This is a genomic window from Streptomyces sp. NPDC104381, assembly GCF_055583745.1.
The window spans coordinates 68,986-85,573 of sequence record NZ_JBVJNK010000010.1; the positions used below are offsets into that span (position 1 = coordinate 68,986).

Annotated in this window: 15 protein-coding genes; 11 read left to right on the top strand and 4 right to left on the bottom strand. The window is 71.3% G+C overall.

The window, feature by feature from the left end; genetic code table 11:
* The first annotated feature begins 124 nt into the window (after positions 1–124).
* On the top strand, positions 125–910 hold the full coding sequence (locus ACZ607_RS30635; protein ID WP_469740073.1) for an SAM-dependent methyltransferase: 786 nt from the start codon (positions 125–127) through the stop codon (positions 908–910).
* Here ACZ607_RS30635 and ACZ607_RS30640 read toward each other — a convergent pair.
* Positions 907–1,395 carry a GNAT family N-acetyltransferase gene (locus tag ACZ607_RS30640; RefSeq protein ID WP_469740076.1) on the bottom strand — a complete coding sequence of 163 codons (489 nt, stop codon included), beginning with the start codon at positions 1,393–1,395 and terminating at the stop codon, positions 907–909. The two genes, ACZ607_RS30635 and ACZ607_RS30640, sit on opposite strands and share 4 nt — an antisense overlap.
* 50 nt (positions 1,396–1,445) lie before the next feature.
* Between ACZ607_RS30640 and ACZ607_RS30645 the strand changes: the two genes are divergently transcribed.
* Positions 1,446–2,261: an exodeoxyribonuclease III gene (locus ACZ607_RS30645; RefSeq protein ID WP_469740080.1), complete on the top strand. Its 816-nt coding sequence runs from the start codon at positions 1,446–1,448 to the stop codon at positions 2,259–2,261.
* Here ACZ607_RS30645 and ACZ607_RS30650 read toward each other — a convergent pair.
* Positions 2,249–2,878, bottom strand: a complete 630-nt coding sequence (locus ACZ607_RS30650) for a MerR family transcriptional regulator (RefSeq protein ID WP_469740442.1) — start codon at positions 2,876–2,878, stop codon at positions 2,249–2,251. The genes ACZ607_RS30645 and ACZ607_RS30650 overlap by 13 nt on opposite strands.
* A gap of 169 nt (positions 2,879–3,047) precedes the next feature.
* On the opposite strand from ACZ607_RS30650, the gene ACZ607_RS30655 reads away from it, so the two are divergent.
* From ACZ607_RS30655 to ACZ607_RS30670, 4 genes are all read left to right on the top strand, one after another.
* On the top strand, positions 3,048–4,568 hold the full coding sequence (locus ACZ607_RS30655) for a flavin-containing monooxygenase (RefSeq protein WP_469740084.1): 1,521 nt from the start codon (positions 3,048–3,050) through the stop codon (positions 4,566–4,568).
* Complete coding sequence (locus ACZ607_RS30660; protein WP_469740088.1) at positions 4,565–5,521, top strand: alpha/beta fold hydrolase; 957 nt, start codon at positions 4,565–4,567, stop codon at positions 5,519–5,521. The genes ACZ607_RS30655 and ACZ607_RS30660 overlap by 4 nt, the downstream gene beginning before the upstream one ends.
* A complete protein-coding gene (locus ACZ607_RS30665) occupies positions 5,518–6,402 on the top strand; it encodes an SDR family oxidoreductase (RefSeq protein WP_469740092.1) in 885 nt (294 codons plus the stop codon). The genes ACZ607_RS30660 and ACZ607_RS30665 overlap by 4 nt, the downstream gene beginning before the upstream one ends.
* A gap of 86 nt (positions 6,403–6,488) precedes the next feature.
* Positions 6,489–6,698 carry a hypothetical protein gene (locus ACZ607_RS30670; RefSeq protein ID WP_469740094.1) on the top strand — a complete coding sequence of 70 codons (210 nt, stop codon included), beginning with the start codon at positions 6,489–6,491 and terminating at the stop codon, positions 6,696–6,698.
* Positions 6,699–6,761: 63 nt separating this feature from the next.
* On the opposite strand, the gene ACZ607_RS30675 is transcribed toward ACZ607_RS30670, so the two are convergent.
* On the bottom strand, positions 6,762–10,136 hold the full coding sequence (locus tag ACZ607_RS30675) for a S41 family peptidase (protein ID WP_469740096.1): 3,375 nt from the start codon (positions 10,134–10,136) through the stop codon (positions 6,762–6,764).
* 178 nt (positions 10,137–10,314) lie between these two features.
* Here ACZ607_RS30675 and ACZ607_RS30680 point away from each other — a divergent pair, with 178 nt between their 5' ends.
* Positions 10,315–10,887, top strand: coding sequence for a TetR/AcrR family transcriptional regulator (locus tag ACZ607_RS30680; protein WP_469740102.1), 573 nt, complete (start codon positions 10,315–10,317; stop codon positions 10,885–10,887).
* Between the two features lie 125 nt (positions 10,888–11,012).
* Positions 11,013–13,229: an MMPL family transporter gene (locus tag ACZ607_RS30685; protein ID WP_469740105.1), complete on the top strand. Its 2,217-nt coding sequence runs from the start codon at positions 11,013–11,015 to the stop codon at positions 13,227–13,229.
* A 125-nt stretch (positions 13,230–13,354) separates the two neighbouring features.
* On the opposite strand, the gene ACZ607_RS30690 is transcribed toward ACZ607_RS30685, so the two are convergent.
* Complete coding sequence (locus tag ACZ607_RS30690) at positions 13,355–13,738, bottom strand: SsgA family sporulation/cell division regulator (protein WP_469740107.1); 384 nt, start codon at positions 13,736–13,738, stop codon at positions 13,355–13,357.
* A gap of 178 nt (positions 13,739–13,916) precedes the next feature.
* Between ACZ607_RS30690 and ACZ607_RS30695 the strand changes: the two genes are divergently transcribed.
* Genes ACZ607_RS30695 through ACZ607_RS30705 form a run of 3 tightly spaced genes read left to right on the top strand, consistent with a single transcriptional unit; the run spans position 13,917 to position 16,524 of the window.
* A complete protein-coding gene (locus tag ACZ607_RS30695; RefSeq protein WP_469740109.1) occupies positions 13,917–14,996 on the top strand; it encodes an energy-coupling factor ABC transporter permease in 1,080 nt (359 codons plus the stop codon).
* Complete coding sequence (gene cbiQ, locus ACZ607_RS30700; protein ID WP_469740112.1) at positions 14,996–15,757, top strand: cobalt ECF transporter T component CbiQ; 762 nt, start codon at positions 14,996–14,998, stop codon at positions 15,755–15,757. The genes ACZ607_RS30695 and cbiQ overlap by 1 nt, the downstream gene beginning before the upstream one ends.
* Positions 15,754–16,524: an energy-coupling factor ABC transporter ATP-binding protein gene (locus ACZ607_RS30705; RefSeq protein WP_469740114.1), complete on the top strand. Its 771-nt coding sequence runs from the start codon at positions 15,754–15,756 to the stop codon at positions 16,522–16,524. Before cbiQ ends, ACZ607_RS30705 begins: the two co-directional genes overlap by 4 nt.
* Positions 16,525–16,588: the final 64 nt, after the last annotated feature.

The following is a 16,588-nucleotide window of genomic DNA, read 5'->3' on the forward strand; positions in this document are numbered from 1 at the left end:
CACCGGCCGACCACCCGGTAACCTGGGCCTTCCTCGCTCACCCGCCCTGTCGGTGACCGCTGTTGAGGGTTGCGCAGGTCAGGTGCGGGAGTGCCTGTTCGTGGTTCCGTGTGGAGGGCGTCCTGTGACAGCCGGAATACCCAGCTCCCGTATCGACACCAGCAAGCCGCACCCTGCACGGGTCTACGACTGGCTGCTCGGCGGGAAGGACAACTACCCGGTCGACCAGGAGGTCGCGGAGAAGCTGCCCGCCGAGGCGCGGGCGAACGCGGCGCGGAACCGGGCGTTCATGCACCGGGCGTCCGCGTGGCTGGCCGGGCAGGGTGTCGATCAGTTCCTGGACATCGGGACCGGCATTCCCACCGCGCCGAACCTCCACCAGATCGTCCAGGCCGTGACCCCGGGTGCCAGGATCGTCTACGCGGACAACGACCCCATCGTGCTGCGTCACGCGGAAGCCCTGCTGGTGAGCCACCCCGACGGGGCGACGGACTACCTCCACGCGGATGTGCGGGAGCCGGAGGCGATTCTCGAACAGGCGGCGGAGCTGCTGGACTTCACGAGGCCCGTCGCGCTGTCCCTCATCGCGCTGATGCACTTCCTGCCCGACGAGCAGGATCCGTACGGCATCACCCGCAGGCTGGTCGGGGCGCTGCCCTCGGGGAGCTACCTGGTGCTGTCGCACGGGACCGCCGACCAGCACCCGGAGCTCAGGCGGGAGACCGAGACGGCGTACAGGAAGGGCGCGATCTCGCTGCGGATGCGTACGCGCGCGGAGGTCGAGCCGTTCTTCGAGGGGCTGGACCTCGTCGGGCCGGGGCTGGTCACCGCGCCCGAGTGGTACCAGGAGGAGCCCGCGCCGGTGTACGAGCGGAGCGGGTTCTACGTCGGTGTGGCCCGGGTGCCCTAGGAGGGCAGGTCCAGCGGCTTGGCCATGCAGATGCTGCTGTCGTACGCGCGGTAGTGGCCGAACTTCTCGCAGACCGTGTAGCCGCTCGACGTGTACAGCGCGATCGCCTCGGGCTGCTGGTCGCCGGTCTCCAGGACCATGCGGGTGCGGCCCGCCGCGCGGGCGTCGGCCTCCAGGGCGGCGAGGAGGCGGCGTGCGAGGCCCCGGCCCCGGCCCTCGGGGACGACGTACATCCGCTTGATCTCGGCGTCGCCGTCGGAGTAGCCCTCGGCGTTCCGCTCCTGGCTCCGCCAGCCGCCGGTGGCCAGCGGGCGGTGCTGCTCGTCGTAGGCGAGCAGATACAGCCCGCGAGGCGGATCGAACATCGTGGCGTCGAGCGGTGTGATGTCGCCCTCGTCGCCGTAGCGCTCGGCGTATTCGAGCTGCACCTGGTCGTTGAGTTTCACGGCGTCGGGGTGGTCGAAGGGCCGAGGCTGGATAAGCATGCAAATGATGGTACAGGTATGCGCAGGGAGTCTGTAGGTACTGTACCTGGATGCTGACTGTTACCACCGTGAACGTGAACGGGCTCCGTGCCGCCGCGAAGAAGGGCTTCGTCGAGTGGCTGGGGCAGACCGAGGCCGATGTGATCTGCCTCCAGGAAGTCCGCGCCGAGGCGCAGCAGCTCCCCGAAGAGGTGCGTGAGCCCGAGGGCTGGCACGTCGTGTACGCCCCGGCCGCCGCCAAGGGGCGCGCGGGCGTCGCCCTGTACACGCGGCACGCGCCGGAGCGCGTCCAGATCGGGTTCGGCGGGTTCGAGGTCCCGGGGAGTGGCGAATTCGACACCTCGGGCCGGTACGTCGAGGTGGACCTCCCGGGTGTGACGGTCGCCAGCCTCTACCTGCCGTCCGGCGAGGTCGGCACGGAGCGGCAGGAGGAGAAGGAGCGCTTCATGGCCGCCTTCCTCCCCTACCTCCAGGGGCTGAAGGTCCGGGCCGCCGCCGAGGGGCGGGAGGTCGTCGTGTGCGGTGACTGGAACATCGCCCACCGGGAGGCCGACCTCAAGAACTGGAAGGCCAACCGGAAGAGCTCCGGCTTCCTCCCCGAGGAGCGGGAGTGGCTGACCCGGGTGTTCGACGAGGCGGCGTACGTCGATGTGGTCCGTGCGCTGCACCCGGACGAGGAGGGCCCGTACTCCTGGTGGTCCTACCGGGGCCGGGCCTTCGACAACGACACGGGCTGGCGCATCGACTACCAGGTGGCGACCCCCGGGCTCGCCGGCCGCGCGGTCAAGGCCTGGGTGGAGCGCGCCGCCACGCACGGTGAGCGGTGGAGCGACCACGCGCCGGTGACGGTCACCTACGAGCGCTGATCGTCCTTGCGCAGCCGGCGGTCCAGGGCCATCGACAGCTCGGCGTCCACCACCGCCTGGGCCAGCGTGCGTAGTTGGTCCGGTTCGGTGTCCTCGCTGTGGGTGCGCAGGACGCGTACGAAGAGGTCGGCCAGGGCGTCGGCGTGCTCACGGACCTGGCGGCCGGCGCCGAGCACGGCGTCGAGCGGCACCCCGGCGCGCACCAGCTCGGACGAGGCGTCCAGCAGGCGGCGGCTGATGTGGACGATCTCGTCGCCGTCGATGCCGAGGTAGCCCAGCTCCATCGCGGCGGCGAGGTTCTCCGCCGTCGCCTGGTCCTGGAAGTAGTCGGCGAGTTGCTCGGGTGAGAGCCGGACCGGGGTCTCCTCGGTCGGTTCGCCCAGGCCCAGCACCTCGGCGACGTCCCGGCCGCTGTCGAAGGTGGTGGCGAGGTCGGCGATGCCGTTGAGGGTGTGGCCCCGCTCCAGCAGGCCCGTGATGGTGCGCAGCCGGGCCAGGTGGTGGTCGTCGTACCAGGCGATGCGGCCCTCGCGGCGGGGTGGCTGGATCAGGCCGCGCTCCCGGTAGAAGCGCAGGGTGCGCACGGTGATGCCGGCCTCCTCGGCCAGCTCCTCCATGCGGTACTCGCGGTGCTCGCGTCCTTCAGCCACACCCGCACCCTATGTTGTACCGCCGGTAACTTTCCTCGGTCCGCCCCCTACCCATCAGTACGGAGCTGCTCTACCCTCCCAACAATGCCAGTGATTGCTGGCAGAGTCGTGTGACGTACCGCGGGGAGGCGGCAGGATGGCCCAGCACGAGCACGTACGAGTGGCGGTGATCGGATCCGGATTCGGGGGCCTCGGAGCCGCGGTCCGGCTCCGCCGCGAAGGCATCACCGACTTCCTGGTCCTCGAACGCGCCGCCGCCGTCGGCGGCACCTGGCGGGACAACAGCTACCCGGGCTGCGCCTGCGACGTCCCGTCCCACCTGTACTCGTTCTCGTTCGCGCCCAACCCCGACTGGCCGCGCACCTTCTCGGGGCAGCAGCACATCCGGGCCTACCTGGAGCACGTCGCCGACACCTTCGGACTGCGCCCGCACATCAGGCTGAACCACGAAGTCACGGTCATGCGCTGGGACAACGCCGAACTCCACTGGGTGATCGAGTCGGCGAACGGCTCCACGGTCACCGCCGACGCCGTCGTCTCCGCCACCGGCCCGCTCTCCGACCCGAAGCTGCCCGACATCCCGGGGCTCGCCGAATTCCCCGGCAAGGTCTTCCACTCCGCGCAGTGGGACCACGACTACGACCTGAGCGGCAAGCGCGTCGCCGTCGTCGGGACCGGGGCCTCCGCGATCCAGATCGTCCCGGAGATCCAGCCGAAGGCCGGCCGGCTGACGCTCTTCCAGCGGACCCCGCCGTGGGTGATGCCGCGCATGGACCGGGCGATCAGCGGCGCCGAGAAGTGGCTGCACCGCACGCTCCCCTTCACGGCCACCGCGCGCCGTGGACTGCTCTGGGGCATCCGGGAGTTGCAGGTGGGCGCCTTCACCAAGCACCCCGACCAGCTCGGCCTCGTCGAGTCCATAGCCAAGCGGAACATGGCGCGGGCGATCAAGGACCCCGCGCTGCGGGCCAAGCTGACCCCCTCGTACCGCATCGGCTGCAAGCGGATCCTGCTCTCCAACGCCTACTACCCGGCGCTCGCGCAGCCGAATGTGGACGTGATCGACTCCGGTCTCTCCGAGGTGCGGGGCTCCACCCTCGTCGGGTCGGACGGTACGGAGACCGAGGCCGACGTGATCATCCTCGGCACCGGCTTCCATGTGACGGACATGCCGATCGCGAGCCGGGTCGTCGGAGCCGACGGCATCACCCTCGCCGAGTCCTGGAAGGGCGGGATGCAGGCGCTGCGCGGCGCGACCGCGGCCGGCTTCCCCAACTGGATGACGATCATCGGCCCCAACACGGGGCTGGGGAACTCCTCCATGATCCTCATGATCGAGTCCCAGCTGAACTACATGGCCGACTACATGCGCCAGCTGGACGTCCTGGGCGGACGCGTCGCGCTCGACGCGCGGCCCTCCGCCGTCGGCGCCTGGAACCGGCGGGTCCAGGAGCGGATGAAGCGGACCGTCTGGAACACCGGCGGCTGCACCAGCTGGTACCTCGACGCCGACGGGCGCAACACCACGGTCTGGCCGGGCACGACCGCCGAGTTCCGGCGGGCCACGCGCTCGGTCGACCTCGGGGACTACGAGGTCGTCCGCCCACCCGTCACCCGTCCCACGGCGCAGGCCGTTCCCGAGGAGGCCGCACGATGAGCAGGCTGACACAGCGGGCGGCCACTCCGCCCCCGCCCGTACCCGTACGTGAACTGGGCGTCGTCTCCGCCGACGGCTCACGCGTCCACGTCGAGCTGCACGGACCCGAGGACGCCCCCGCGGTCGTCCTGTCCCACGGCTGGACCTGCAACACCCGCTTCTGGGACGCGCAGATACGTGACCTGGCGGTCGACCACCGGGTCGTCGTCTACGACCAGCGCGGCCACGGGCGTTCGCCCGCGGCCGGCCCCGGCGGATACAGCACGCGGGCGCTGGCCGACGACCTCGAAGCCGTCCTGAAGGCCACCCTGGAGCCGGGCCGGAAGGCGGTGCTCGCCGGCCACTCCATGGGCGGGATGACGATCATGGCGGCGGGCGGCCGCTCCGCCGTACGGGAGCACGGGGCGGCCGCGCTGCTGTGCAGCACCGGCAGTTCGCGCCTGACGGCCGAGTCGCTGGTGCTCCCGCTGCGGGCCGGCGCGCTGCGCACCCGGATGACCACGGCGGTGCTCGGAGCGCGGGCGCCGCTCGGACCGGTCAACGCGGTGTCCAGGGCGATACTCAAGTACGCCACGATGGGGCGCGGTTCTGCCCCGGAACGGGTGGATACGTGTGCCAGGATCGTCCACGCGTGTCCTCGCGGGGCACGCGTCGCCTGGGGGCACGTGCTCGCCGAGCTCGACCTCGAGGCGCGCATACGGGAGCTGCGGCTGCCGACGGCGGTGATCGCGGGCACGGACGACCGGCTGACGCCGCCCGTGCACGCGAGGGCCATCGAAGCGGCGCTGCCGCAGAGCCTCGGGCTCACCGAACTGGCGGGCATGGGCCACATGACGCCGGTCGAGGCACCCGAGACGGTCACGGCGAAGCTGCGCGAGCTGGTGGCCCTGTACGTCACTGTGGACAGCGCGGGCGGTACGGCGGAAGCCGTGAGCGAGGAGGAGGTCGCATGAGCGGCAGGCGGAGTCTCGAAGGTCAGGTCGTCGTCGTCACCGGTGCGGCGCGGGGTGTGGGGGAGCTGCTGGCCCGCAAGCTGTCGGCGCGGGGCGCCACGCTGGCGCTGGTCGGCCTGGAGCCGGACGAGCTGAAGAAGGTCTCGGAACGGCTGCACTCCCCGAGCGACCACTGGCACGCGGATGTCACCGACCACGAGGCGATGGGCCGGGTCGCGCAGGAGGTCAAGGCGCGCTTCGGGAAGATCGACATCGTCGTGGCCAACGCGGGTGTGGCCACCGGGGGTCCGCTCGTGGACTCCGACCCCGAGGCGTGGCGGCGGGTCATCGAGGTGAACCTGATAGGCGGCGCGGTGACGGCGCGGGCGTTCCTGCCGGTGCTCATGGAGAGCCGCGGCTACTTCCTCCAGATAGCGTCGCTGGCCGCGATCACCCCGGCGCCGATGATGAGCGCGTACTGCGCGTCCAAGTCGGGCGTGGAGGCGTTCGCGCACTGTCTGCGCGGCGAGGTCGGCCATCGGGGCGTGAAGGTCGGGGTCGGCTATCTGTCCTGGACCGACACGGACATGGTGCGCGGCGCCGACGAGGACGACGTCATGCGGGAGTTGAGGCAGCGGTTGCCGTGGCCGACGAACCGCACGTACCCGCTCGGCCCGGCGGTCGACCGGATCGTCGCCGGGATCGAGCGGCGCTCCGCGCATGTGTACGCCCAGTGGTGGCTGCGCGGGATGCAGTCGGTCCGGGGGTACCTGCCGATGGTCATAGGGACCGTCGGGCAGCGCGAGATGAAGCGGTTCGGGTCCCGGCTGGACGGTGTCAGCAAGGGGCTCGTGGGGGCCGGCGGGGAGGCCGACCAGAAGGCGCGAGTCTCCCGCGGATGATCGAAATGCGGTGAATGTCCGGGTGTGTAACTCTGATCGAGGCCCCACCGGGGCCGACCCCACGCACCCACATAGGAGTGAACAGCATGGGCATCGCAGACCAGTTCAAGGACAAGGCGCAGGAGCTCGCCGACCAGGCCAAGCAGCAGAAGGCCGGCGGCAAGCGTGACGAGGCGCGCGAGCGTACCTCCGACCGCTCGGACCGTGCCCAGGACCAGGCGCAGGGCCGTCGCCCCGGCGCCCGTGACCGGGCGCAGGACACCGCGGACCAGGCGCGTGAGCGTTCCGGTCGCTGACGCACTGCGCGTCTGAGGTCTGTTGGGGCGTACCCGGGTTCCGGGTACGCCCCTTCCGCGTCGCTACCTCGGGGGCAGCGGCGGCCGGCGCAGGTTTGGGGCCGTGTCGTAGCTGGGGGGTGTGGCGGCCGGGTGGGCGGCCAGGAGGTCCAGGGCGACCCTGACGGCGTCGTCCAGCACCGCGTGGCGGCCCTCGGCCCAGTCCAGGGGGGTGCGCAGGGCCTCCAGGTCGGGCTCGACGCCGTAGTTCTCGACGGACCAGCCGTACGTGTCGAACCAGGCCGCGTTCATCGGCACCGTGATCACCGTGCCGTCGCCGAGCTTGTGCCGGCCGGTCATCCCGACCACGCCTCCCCAGGTGCGCTGGCCCACCACCGGTCCCAGCTTCAGCAGCCGGAACGCGGCCGTGATCATGTCGCCGTCGGAGGAGGTGGCCTCGTCGGCGAGGGCGACGACCGGGCCCCGGGGGGCGTTGGACGCGTAACTGACCGCCTGGGCGTTGCGGGTGAGGTCCCAGCCGAGGATGGTGCGGGTGAGCTTCTCGACGACCAGCTCGCTGATGTGGCCGCCCGCGTTGCCCCGTACGTCCACGATCAGCGCCGGACGCGAGACCTCCAGCCGCAGATCCCGGTTGAACTGGGCCCAGCCGGAGCCGCCCATGTCGGGGATGTGCAGATATCCGCACTTGCCGTGGCTCAACTCCCGTACGACCTCACGGCGTTTGGCCACCCAGTCCTGGTAGCGCAGCGGGCGTTCGTCGACCAGGGGGACGATCGCGATGCGCCGGGAGCGGCCGCCGCACTCGCCTCCCGCCGGGCGGAACGTCAGCTCCACCGTCGTGCCGCCGGCCGCCGTCAGCAGGGGATAGGGGCCCGCCACCGGGTCGACCGGGCGGCCGTCCACATGGGTGAGGACCGCGCCCTCCCTGATGCCCGTACCGGCCAGCGGTGAACGGGCCTTGGAGTCGGAGGAGTCGCCGGGCAGCACGCGCTGCACCGTCCAGTCGCCGTCCCGGCACACGAGGTTGGCGCCCAGCAGGCCGATCGCCCGCTGGTAGTGCGGGGGCCCCTCGTTGCGGCGGGCCGGCGAGACGTAGGCGTGGGAGGTGCCGAGCTCGCCCAGGACCTCGCGCAGCAGATCGGCGAACTCGTCCGGGGTGGCGACCCGTTCGACCAGCGGCCGGTACTGCTCCAGGACGCCGTCCCAGTCGATGCCGCACATGTCCGGTTCCCAGAAGTAGGCCCGGGTGATGCGCCCCGCCTCCCCGTAGGCCTGGCGCCACTCCGCCGCGGGGTCGACGTCGTGCAGGATGCGGCGCAGGTCGAGGAAGACCGTCGAGTCGTTGTCGCCTGGCTCGTTGGACGGGACGGCGCGCAGCTCGCCGTCGTCCATGACGACCAGCCGGGTCGCGTCCCCGCTGACCGCGAACCAGTCGAGGTGGCCGACCAGTTCGGTCCTGCGGGCCTTGGCGATGTTGAAGTGCTCCAGGGTGGGCCGGCCCGACATGTCCGCCGGGTTCGCGAAGGTCTCGCCCAGGGCCCCGGAGATCGGCCAGCGCAGCCAGACGAGGCCGCCGCCGCTGACCGGCTGGAGGCCCGAGTACTTCGACGCGGAGACGGGGAACGGGGTGACCCTGTTCTCCAGACCCTCGAACTCCACCATGACCGTCGGCCCCTCCACCGGGCCCTCGGGGATGTCCACCGGGTCCAGGCCGCCCGCCGCCGGCCTGCCGTCCGGGAGCAGGGCGAAGGGGGAGGGGGTGGCGGAGGAGAGGGGGACCAGGTACGGGCGGCAGCCCAGCGGGAAGGAGAGGTCGCCGGTGTGGACGTCGTACACCGGGTCGAAGCCGCGCCAGGACAGGAAGGCGAGGTAGCGGCCGTCGCCGGTGAAGACGGGGTTCTCGTCCTCGAAGCGGCCGTTGGTGACATCGACTATCACCGGGGCGTCGGGGCCGGTGATCCGGGCCAGTTTGATCTGCCGCAGGGACCGGCCCACACCGGGGTGCGACCAGGTCAGCCAGTGGCCGTCCGGGGAGAACGCCAGATCGCGGACCGGGCCGTTCACGGAGCGGATGAGCTCGGTGACCTCGGCGGTGTCCGCCGCCTCCGCCCCGGCCTGCACGAGGCTGCCCTCGACGCGCCCGCTGTCCAGGTCCTCGATGACCTCGACGACGTCGACGAGACCCTCCGTCTCCGTGGTGTCCAGCAGGAGGAGCCGGCCGTCGTTCGACGCGATGGCCAGCCGCTCGCCCTCCGGGTCGGAGATCAGCTCGTGGACCCGGCCCAGCTGACCGGCCGCCAGCCGGCGCGGCGGGCGGTCGCCGCTGGCCCGGGGGAGATGGGCGATCTCGATCGCGTCGTCGCCCTCCGCGTCCGTGACGTACGCGACCTGGCCGCTGCTGCCGAGCATCTCCGGCAGCCGGACCCGCACCCCGGGGGTGTCGGCGATCGTACGGGCGGGGCCGTCGCGGTGGGTGAGCCAGTACAGGCTGCCGCGCACGGAGACGGCGCTCGCCCGGCCCGTCTCGTCGACGGCCAGCGAGTCGACGTTGCTGGACGCCGGCACCTGGTACGTGCGCCGGCCGGTCCGGGGCCCTCCGAGCCGTACGTCCAGCTTCCGGGGCTTCGCGTCCGGGGACTCCAGGTCCTCGACCAGCCACAGATCGCCGCCGCACTGGTAGACGACCCGGCTGCCGTCGCTGGAGGCGTGCCGGGCGTAGAACGCGTCGTGGTCCGTGTGCCGGCGCAGATCGCTGCCGTCCATCAGACAGGAGTACAGATTGCCGACCCCCTGGTGGTCGGAGAGGAACGCGATGCGGCGCCCGACGAACATCGGGGCGTCCAGATGCCCGCCGATGTCCGGCAGCAGCCGCTCGCCGTGCAGCCAGAGCCGGCCCATCGCGCCGCCCCGGTACCGCTTCCAGGCGGCCGGCTCGTGCGGCGGCTTACCGGTGAGCAGCAGGGTGCGCCGCTCGCCGTCGATGTCGGCGACCGCGATGTCGGAGACCGGCCCCCAGGGGAGCTTGCCGCCGGGGCTCCCGTCGGTGGGGACGCTGTACGCCCAGGAGAAGTAGGAGAACGGCTGGTTGTGCGAGGACACGGCGAGGATCTGGGACGAGTCCCCCGGGTCGGGGCTCCAGCCGCAGACCCGGGCGTCGGTCGAGCCCCAGTAGGTGAGTCTGCGGGCGGGCCCTCCCTCGACGGGGGCGAGGTGGATCTCCGGATCGAGCGTGCGCCAGGTCGTGTAGGCGATGCGGCTGCCGTCGGGCGAGAAGCGGGGATGACTGACCCTGGTCCGGTCGATGGTCAGCCGCCACGCCCGGCCGGGCCGCTGTCCTTCCGGGGCCAGAGGGGCGACCCAGAGGTCGTCCTCCGCCGCGAAGCAGAGCAAGTCCTCGTGGAGGTGCGGGAAACGGAGATACGCGACGTCGTCACTCACCCTCCAATGCTTTCCGCGTGAGGGGCCCGCGGCAACTTGTGGTGCAGGACACAAGCGAAACTGTTTCGTTTCGCTGAGGGCGGGGAGTATCTTCGAAGTGTACGAAACAGTTTCGTTCCGTTAGTTGATCTTCGACTGGCGTACGATCCAGCAGGCGCGAGGAAGAGGAGGTCGACCCATGGCGCGCAGCCGGCTCACGCCCGAACGTGAGAACGAGCTGTACGCGGCCGTGCTCGACCTGCTCGGCGAGGTCGGCTACGAAGCCCTGACCATGGACGCCGTCGCCGCCCGCACCCGTTCCAGCAAGGCCACCCTCTACCGCCAGTGGGGGAGCAAGGCCGAGCTGGTCGTCAAGGCGCTCCGGAACGACAAGCCGGTGCACCTCGGCGATGTCGACACCGGTTCGCTCCGCGGTGACTTCCTTGCCGTGCTGCAGCGCACCGACGACTGCCAGATGGAGCGGAACTCCGCGCTGATGCGGGGTCTCACCCATGCCGTCCACGACAACCCCGACCTCCTCCAGGCCCTGCGGGAGCTGATGATCGAGCCGGAGATGACCGGCCTCGGCGCTCTGCTCCAGCGAGCCGTGGACAGGGGGGAAGTGCGTGCGGACAATCCTGCGCTCCCCTTTGTGCCGCACATGATGATCGGCGCCTTCGCCGCTCGTGAGCTGGTCGAGGAGAAGCCTGTCGACCAGGCGTTCCTCTCCGACTACGCGGAAGCCGTGGTGTTCCCCGCCCTCGGCGTCTGACGTCCCCTTTTTTCCTTCCCGTACGACCTGTCTCCCCGACGCTCCACCTGACACGCCGCTCTCGTCGTCGGGCTGGTTCCTCACGCCCTCTTCCACTCAACGACCTGACCGGGAGTACCCCCTCCGTGGCTACATTCCTGTACAAACTGGGACGGCTCGCCTTCCGGCGACGCCGTTACGTCGCCCTGATCTGGGTGGCCCTGCTGGCGCTGGCCGGCTTCGGGGCCTCCTCGGCCGCGACCGCCACCTCCAGCTCCTTCTCGATCCCCGGCACGGAGGCCCAGAAGGCCTTCGACCTGCTGGAGGAACGATTCCCCGGTGGCAGCGCCGACGGCGCCACCGCCCGGGTCGTCTTCAAGGCCCCCGAGGGCGAGAAGGTGTCCCAGGCGGCGAACAAGGCCGAGATCCAGGGGATCGTCGGCGAGCTGAAGTCCGGTTCGGACCAGATCGCCTCCGTCGCCGACCCGTACACGGCGAACGCCGTCAGCAAGGACGGCTCGACCGCGTACATCTCCGTGTCCTACAAGGTCAGCTCGATGGAGCTGACCGACGCGACGCGGGAGGCCCTGGAGGATGTGGGCCACGACGCGCAGGACAGCGGCATGAAGGTGGAGATCGGCGGTGACGCGCTCCAGGTGATGCCGGAGACGGGGGCCACCGAGGTCATCGGTGTCGCCATTGCCGCCGTCGTCCTGGTGATCACCTTCGGCTCGCTGATCGCCGCGGGGCTGCCGCTGCTGACCGCCCTCATCGGGGTCGGCATCGGGGTCTCCACGATCACCGCGCTGGCCAACGTGCTGGACCTGGGCTCCACCACCTCGACCCTCGCGATGATGATCGGCCTCGCGGTCGGCATCGACTACGCGCTGTTCATCGTCTCCCGCTACCGCGCCGAACTGGCCGAGGGCCGGGAGCGCGAGGAAGCCGCCGGGCGGGCCGTCGGAACGGCCGGGTCCGCCGTGGTCTTCGCGGGACTCACCGTGGTCATCGCCCTGGTCGGCCTGGCCGTCGTCAACATCCCGATGCTGTCGAAGATGGGCTTCGCCGCCGCCGGTACGGTCGCGATCGCCGTCCTCATCGCCCTCACCCTCGTCCCGGCGCTGCTGGGCTTCGCGGGCAAGCGGGTCATGGGGCGCAAGGCGCGCAGGGCCGCCGAGGCGGAGAACAAGCCCGAGGCGAAGCCGAACATGGGCACCCGCTGGGCCCGGTTCGTGCTGCGTCGCCCGCTGTGGGTGCTGCTGGTGGGCGTCCTCGGGCTCGGCGCCATCGCCGTACCGGCCGCGTCGCTGGAGATGGGGCTGCCGGACGACGGCGCCCAGCCGAAGTCGACCACGCAGCGCCAGGCCTACGACATGCTCTCGGACGGCTTCGGCCCCGGCTTCAACGGCCCGCTGATGGTCGTCGTCGACACGAGGAACAGCTCCGACGGCAAGGCCGCGGTGAACAGGGTCTCCGACGAGATCGAGGGCTCCGGCGGCGTCGCCGCCGTCACCCCGGCCGCCTTCAACAAGGCCGGCGACACCGCGACCATCACGGTCATCCCCAAGGACCGGCCGAGCTCCGTCGAGACGGAGAACGTGGTCCACGCCATCCGTGACGCGGGTGACGGCATCAAGAGCGAGACCGGCGCGGAGGTGCTGGTCACCGGCGCCACGGCGATGAACATCGACTTCTCGGAGAAGATGAACGACGCGCTGCTGCCCTATCTGGCGCTCGTCGTCGGCCTGGCGTTCCTGCTGCTGATGGTGGTCTTCCGCTCGGTCCTCGTCCCGCTGAAGGCGGCCCTCGGCTTCCTGCTCTCGGTGGTCGCGGCCCTGGGCGCGGTCGTCGCGGTCTTCCAGTGGGGCTGGCTCGGATCGCTCTTCGGGGTCGAGCAGACCGGCCCGATCATGAGCATGATGCCGATCTTCATGGTCGGCGTGGTCTTCGGCCTCGCGATGGACTACGAGGTCTTCCTGGTCACGCGGATGCGCGAGGCGTACGTCCATGGGGAGAGCCCCGGCCAGGCGATCGTCACCGGCTTCAAGCACGGTGCCCGGGTGGTCACGGCGGCTGCGGTGATCATGATGGCCGTCTTCGCCGGCTTCATCGGCTCCTCGGAGCAGATGATCAAGATGATCGGGTTCTCGCTCGCCATCGCCGTCTTCTTCGACGCCTTCGTCGTACGGATGGCGATCGTGCCGGCGGTGCTCGCCCTGCTCGGCAGGCGTGCCTGGTGGCTGCCGCGCTGGCTGGACCGGGTGCTGCCCAATGTGGACGTCGAGGGCGAGGGCCTGCGCAAGGACCTCGCCGAGGACGGGCCGTCCGAGGGTGGCGGCGAACGGGAACTGGTCCGCGCCTGACGCGACGAGACCCCGGGGCGCGCGTCTGAGCGGAACGCGCCCCCGGAGCGCCGGTTACCTGTGGGGACGGGGGACCGGGGCGACAGAGAGCCCCCGTGCACGCGGCACGGGGGCTCTCGTCCTGCTCAGGCGCGGGTGACGGTGGCGGAGGTGGGGGCGGTGGTGGTGGCCGCCGGGCGCTTCGCCGTCCTCGTGTGGATCCGCGCCAGGAAGCGGATGAGGGGCGCGATGTCGAACTGGAAGACGGCGACGCCGTCCGGTGAGTGCAGTTCCAGGACCAGCTGGGCCCGGCCGCACGGCCATATGCGGATGTCGCCGCGGGTGGCGGGGGAGCGCAGTCCGCGTTCCAGGAGGTCGAGGCCGAAGGGCTGGTCGACGCCGCCGGGGAGCCGGACGTGGACCGTCTGCGGCTCGTCCGGGTCGTAGCGCAGCTCGACGGGGACCAGCCGGGGGTCGGGGCCGTCCGTGATGAGCCGGGCTCGGGCGTGTTCTTGGATCACGAGGGACATGGCCGGCTCCTCCTGTGTGAAAATCTCTCCCCCTAATGTCCCATATATTCCCATTTGGGCATGTTGAGGGTTCGTGTAGTTGTCACATGTGCGCTCTTGCGAACTGTTCGCAACAGGGCCCTATCATGGAGCGTTTTCCGACCCCGCCAGCAGCAACGCCCGAAAGCGGAGCCACTCCATGCATGTACCCGACGGTTTCATCAACGCACCCGTCTCCGCTGTCGCAGGTGTCGTCGCCGCGGGAGCGGTCGCCGTCGGACTCCGCGGCGCCCGGCGGGAACTGGACGAACGCACGGCGCCGCTGGCCGGGCTCGTCGCCGCGTTCATCTTCGCCGTGCAGATGCTGAACTTCCCCGTCGCGGCCGGCACCAGCGGCCACCTCCTGGGCGGGGCGCTGGCGGCTATCCTCGTCGGGCCGTACACAGGACTCCTCTGCATAGCGGTCGTCCTGCTGATGCAGGGCATCCTCTTCGCGGACGGCGGACTCACCGCGCTCGGCGTGAACATCACGGTGATGGGGGTCGTCACCACCGTCGTCGCCTACGCCCTCTTCCGGGGGCTCATCCGGGTGCTGCCCCGCACCCGCCGCTCGACGACCGCCGCCGCCTTCGTGGCCGCGCTGGTCTCCGTACCGGCCGCAGCGGTCGCGTTCACCCTGATCTACGCGATCGGCGGGACCACCGACGTACCCGTCGGCAAGGTGCTCACCGCGATGGTCGGCGTCCACGTCCTCATCGGCATCGGGGAGGCGGTGATCACCGCGCTGACCGTCGGCGCCGTGATCGCGGTGCGCCCCGACCTGGTGCACGGGGCCCGTGGGCTCACGGCCCCGCTCAAGCTCCGGGTCGACGGTGAGCTCGTCGACGCCCCGGCCGCCACCACCGCCCTCGCCCCGGCCGCCACCACCGCCCCCGCCCCGGCCGCCCCCCGCTCCACCCGCAAGGTCTGGGGTACCGGACTGGCCGCCGCGCTCGTCCTCGCCGGCTTCGTCTCCTTCTACGCCTCCGCCAGCCCCGACGGCCTGGAGAAGGTCGCCGCCGACAAGGGCATCGACGAGAAGGTCCAGGAACACGGCGCCGCCGACTCCCCGCTCGCCGACTACGGCGTCAAGGACATCAGCGACGCCCGCGTCTCCGGGGGCCTCGCCGGAGTGATCGGCGTCGGCGTCACCGTCGCCGTCGGCAGCGGCGTCTTCTGGGCGGTGCGCCGCCGTCGTACGCCCGAAACCCCCGAGGCCCGCACCCCCGAGTCCGTCTGATGGGCGCCGGCCACGCGCACAAGCTCTACCGGCACGGGCACTCACCGGTCCACGCCCTGCCGCCGCACTGCAAGCTCGCCGCCGTCCTCTGCTTCGTCGTGGTCGTCGTCTCCACCCCCCGCGAGGCCGTCTGGGCCTTCGCGCTGTACGCCGTGCTGCTCGCCGGCGTCGCAGCGGTCGCCCGGATCCGCCCCGGGTTCCTGCTGAAGCGGCTGGTCATCGAGGTGCCGTTCGTGGCCTTCGCCCTGCTCATGCCGTTCGTCGTACCCGGCGAGCAGACCGAGCTGTTCGGCGTCTCCCTCAGCGTCCCCGGCCTCTGGGGCGCCTGGAACGTCCTGGCCAAGGGGACCCTCGGAGTGGCCGCCTCGGTGATCCTGGCCTCCACCACCGAGCTGCGCTCCCTGCTCCTCGGCCTCCAGCGGCTGCGCCTGCCACCGCTGCTCGTCCAGATCGCGTCCTTCATGATCCGGTACGGCGACGTCATCACCGACGAGCTGCGCCGGATGTCGATCGCCCGCCGCTCCCGCGGCTTCGAGGCGCGCGGGGTGCGCCACTGGGGCGTCCTCGCCAAGACGGCGGGCGCCCTCTTCATCCGCTCCTACGAGCGCGGCGAGCGCGTCCACCTCGCGATGGTCAGCCGCGGCTACACCGGCACCATGCCGGTGATCGACGAGGTGACCGCCTCCCGCACCCAGTGGGCGCACGCCGCGGCACTCCCCGTGCTCGCCCTCGTCGTCCGTCTGCTGGGATGGACCGTATGAGCCTGCCCACCGCCCCCGCGCCGTCCCTCGAGGTCAGCGGCCTCGCCTACGCCTACCCCGACGGCCACCAGGCCCTCTTCGGCGTCGATCTGACCGTGGACCGCGGTGAACGCGTGGCGCTCCTCGGCCCCAACGGCGCGGGCAAGACCACACTCGTCCTCCACCTCAACGGCATCCTCGACGCGGGCGCCGGCACCGTCCGGGTCGCCGGGCTGCCCGTGGAGAAGCGGCACCTCGCCGAGATCCGCCGCCGCGTCGGCATCGTCTTCCAGGACCCCGACGACCAGCTCTTCATGCCCACCGTCCGCGAGGACGTCGCCTTCGGGCCCGCCGCCGCCGGACTGCGCGGCCCCGAGCTGGAGGACCGCGTCATGACGGCGCTCGAGCGGGTCGGCATGGAGGAGTACGCGGCACGGCCCCCGCACCACCTCTCCTTCGGCCAGCGCCGCCGCGTCGCCGTCGCCACCGTCCTCGCCATGGAGCCGGAGATCCTCGTCCTCGACGAGCCCTCCTCGAACCTGGACCCGGCCTCCCGCCGTGAACTCGCCGACATCCTGCGCTCCTTGGACGTCACCGTCCTGATGGTCACCCACGACCTGCCGTACGCCCTCGAACTCTGCCCGCGCGCCGTCATCCTCAGCGACGGGGTGATCACCGCCGACGACCGCACCCAGGACCTGCTCTGCGACGACGACCTGATGCGCGGGCACCGGCTGGAGCTGCCCTTCGGCTTCGACCCGCGTTCCGTGTCCGTTCCGCGTCCGTGAACAGTCGGTGACCCGGCCCCCGCCCCGCCCGCCGGGCAATGCACCATGGGGGGATGAGCGGGAG

What these genes read in the sequence shown, in the direction of transcription:
- ACZ607_RS30695 (WP_469740109.1), top strand. Translation starts at nt 13,917, where the DNA reads ATGCATGTACCCGACGGTTTCATCAACGCACCCGTCTCCGCTGTCGCA.
- ACZ607_RS30645 (WP_469740080.1), top strand. Translation starts at nt 1,446, where the DNA reads ATGCTGACTGTTACCACCGTGAACGTGAACGGGCTCCGTGCCGCCGCG.
- ACZ607_RS30690 (WP_469740107.1), bottom strand. Translation starts at nt 13,738, where the DNA reads ATGTCCCTCGTGATCCAAGAACACGCCCGAGCCCGGCTCATCACGGAC.
- cbiQ (WP_469740112.1), top strand. Translation starts at nt 14,996, where the DNA reads ATGGGCGCCGGCCACGCGCACAAGCTCTACCGGCACGGGCACTCACCG.
- ACZ607_RS30655 (WP_469740084.1), top strand. Translation starts at nt 3,048, where the DNA reads ATGGCCCAGCACGAGCACGTACGAGTGGCGGTGATCGGATCCGGATTC.
- ACZ607_RS30665 (WP_469740092.1), top strand. Translation starts at nt 5,518, where the DNA reads ATGAGCGGCAGGCGGAGTCTCGAAGGTCAGGTCGTCGTCGTCACCGGT.
- ACZ607_RS30660 (WP_469740088.1), top strand. Translation starts at nt 4,565, where the DNA reads ATGAGCAGGCTGACACAGCGGGCGGCCACTCCGCCCCCGCCCGTACCC.
- ACZ607_RS30680 (WP_469740102.1), top strand. Translation starts at nt 10,315, where the DNA reads ATGGCGCGCAGCCGGCTCACGCCCGAACGTGAGAACGAGCTGTACGCG.
- ACZ607_RS30650 (WP_469740442.1), bottom strand. Translation starts at nt 2,878, where the DNA reads ATGGAGGAGCTGGCCGAGGAGGCCGGCATCACCGTGCGCACCCTGCGC.
- ACZ607_RS30670 (WP_469740094.1), top strand. Translation starts at nt 6,489, where the DNA reads ATGGGCATCGCAGACCAGTTCAAGGACAAGGCGCAGGAGCTCGCCGAC.
- ACZ607_RS30640 (WP_469740076.1), bottom strand. Translation starts at nt 1,395, where the DNA reads ATGCTTATCCAGCCTCGGCCCTTCGACCACCCCGACGCCGTGAAACTC.
- ACZ607_RS30705 (WP_469740114.1), top strand. Translation starts at nt 15,754, where the DNA reads ATGAGCCTGCCCACCGCCCCCGCGCCGTCCCTCGAGGTCAGCGGCCTC.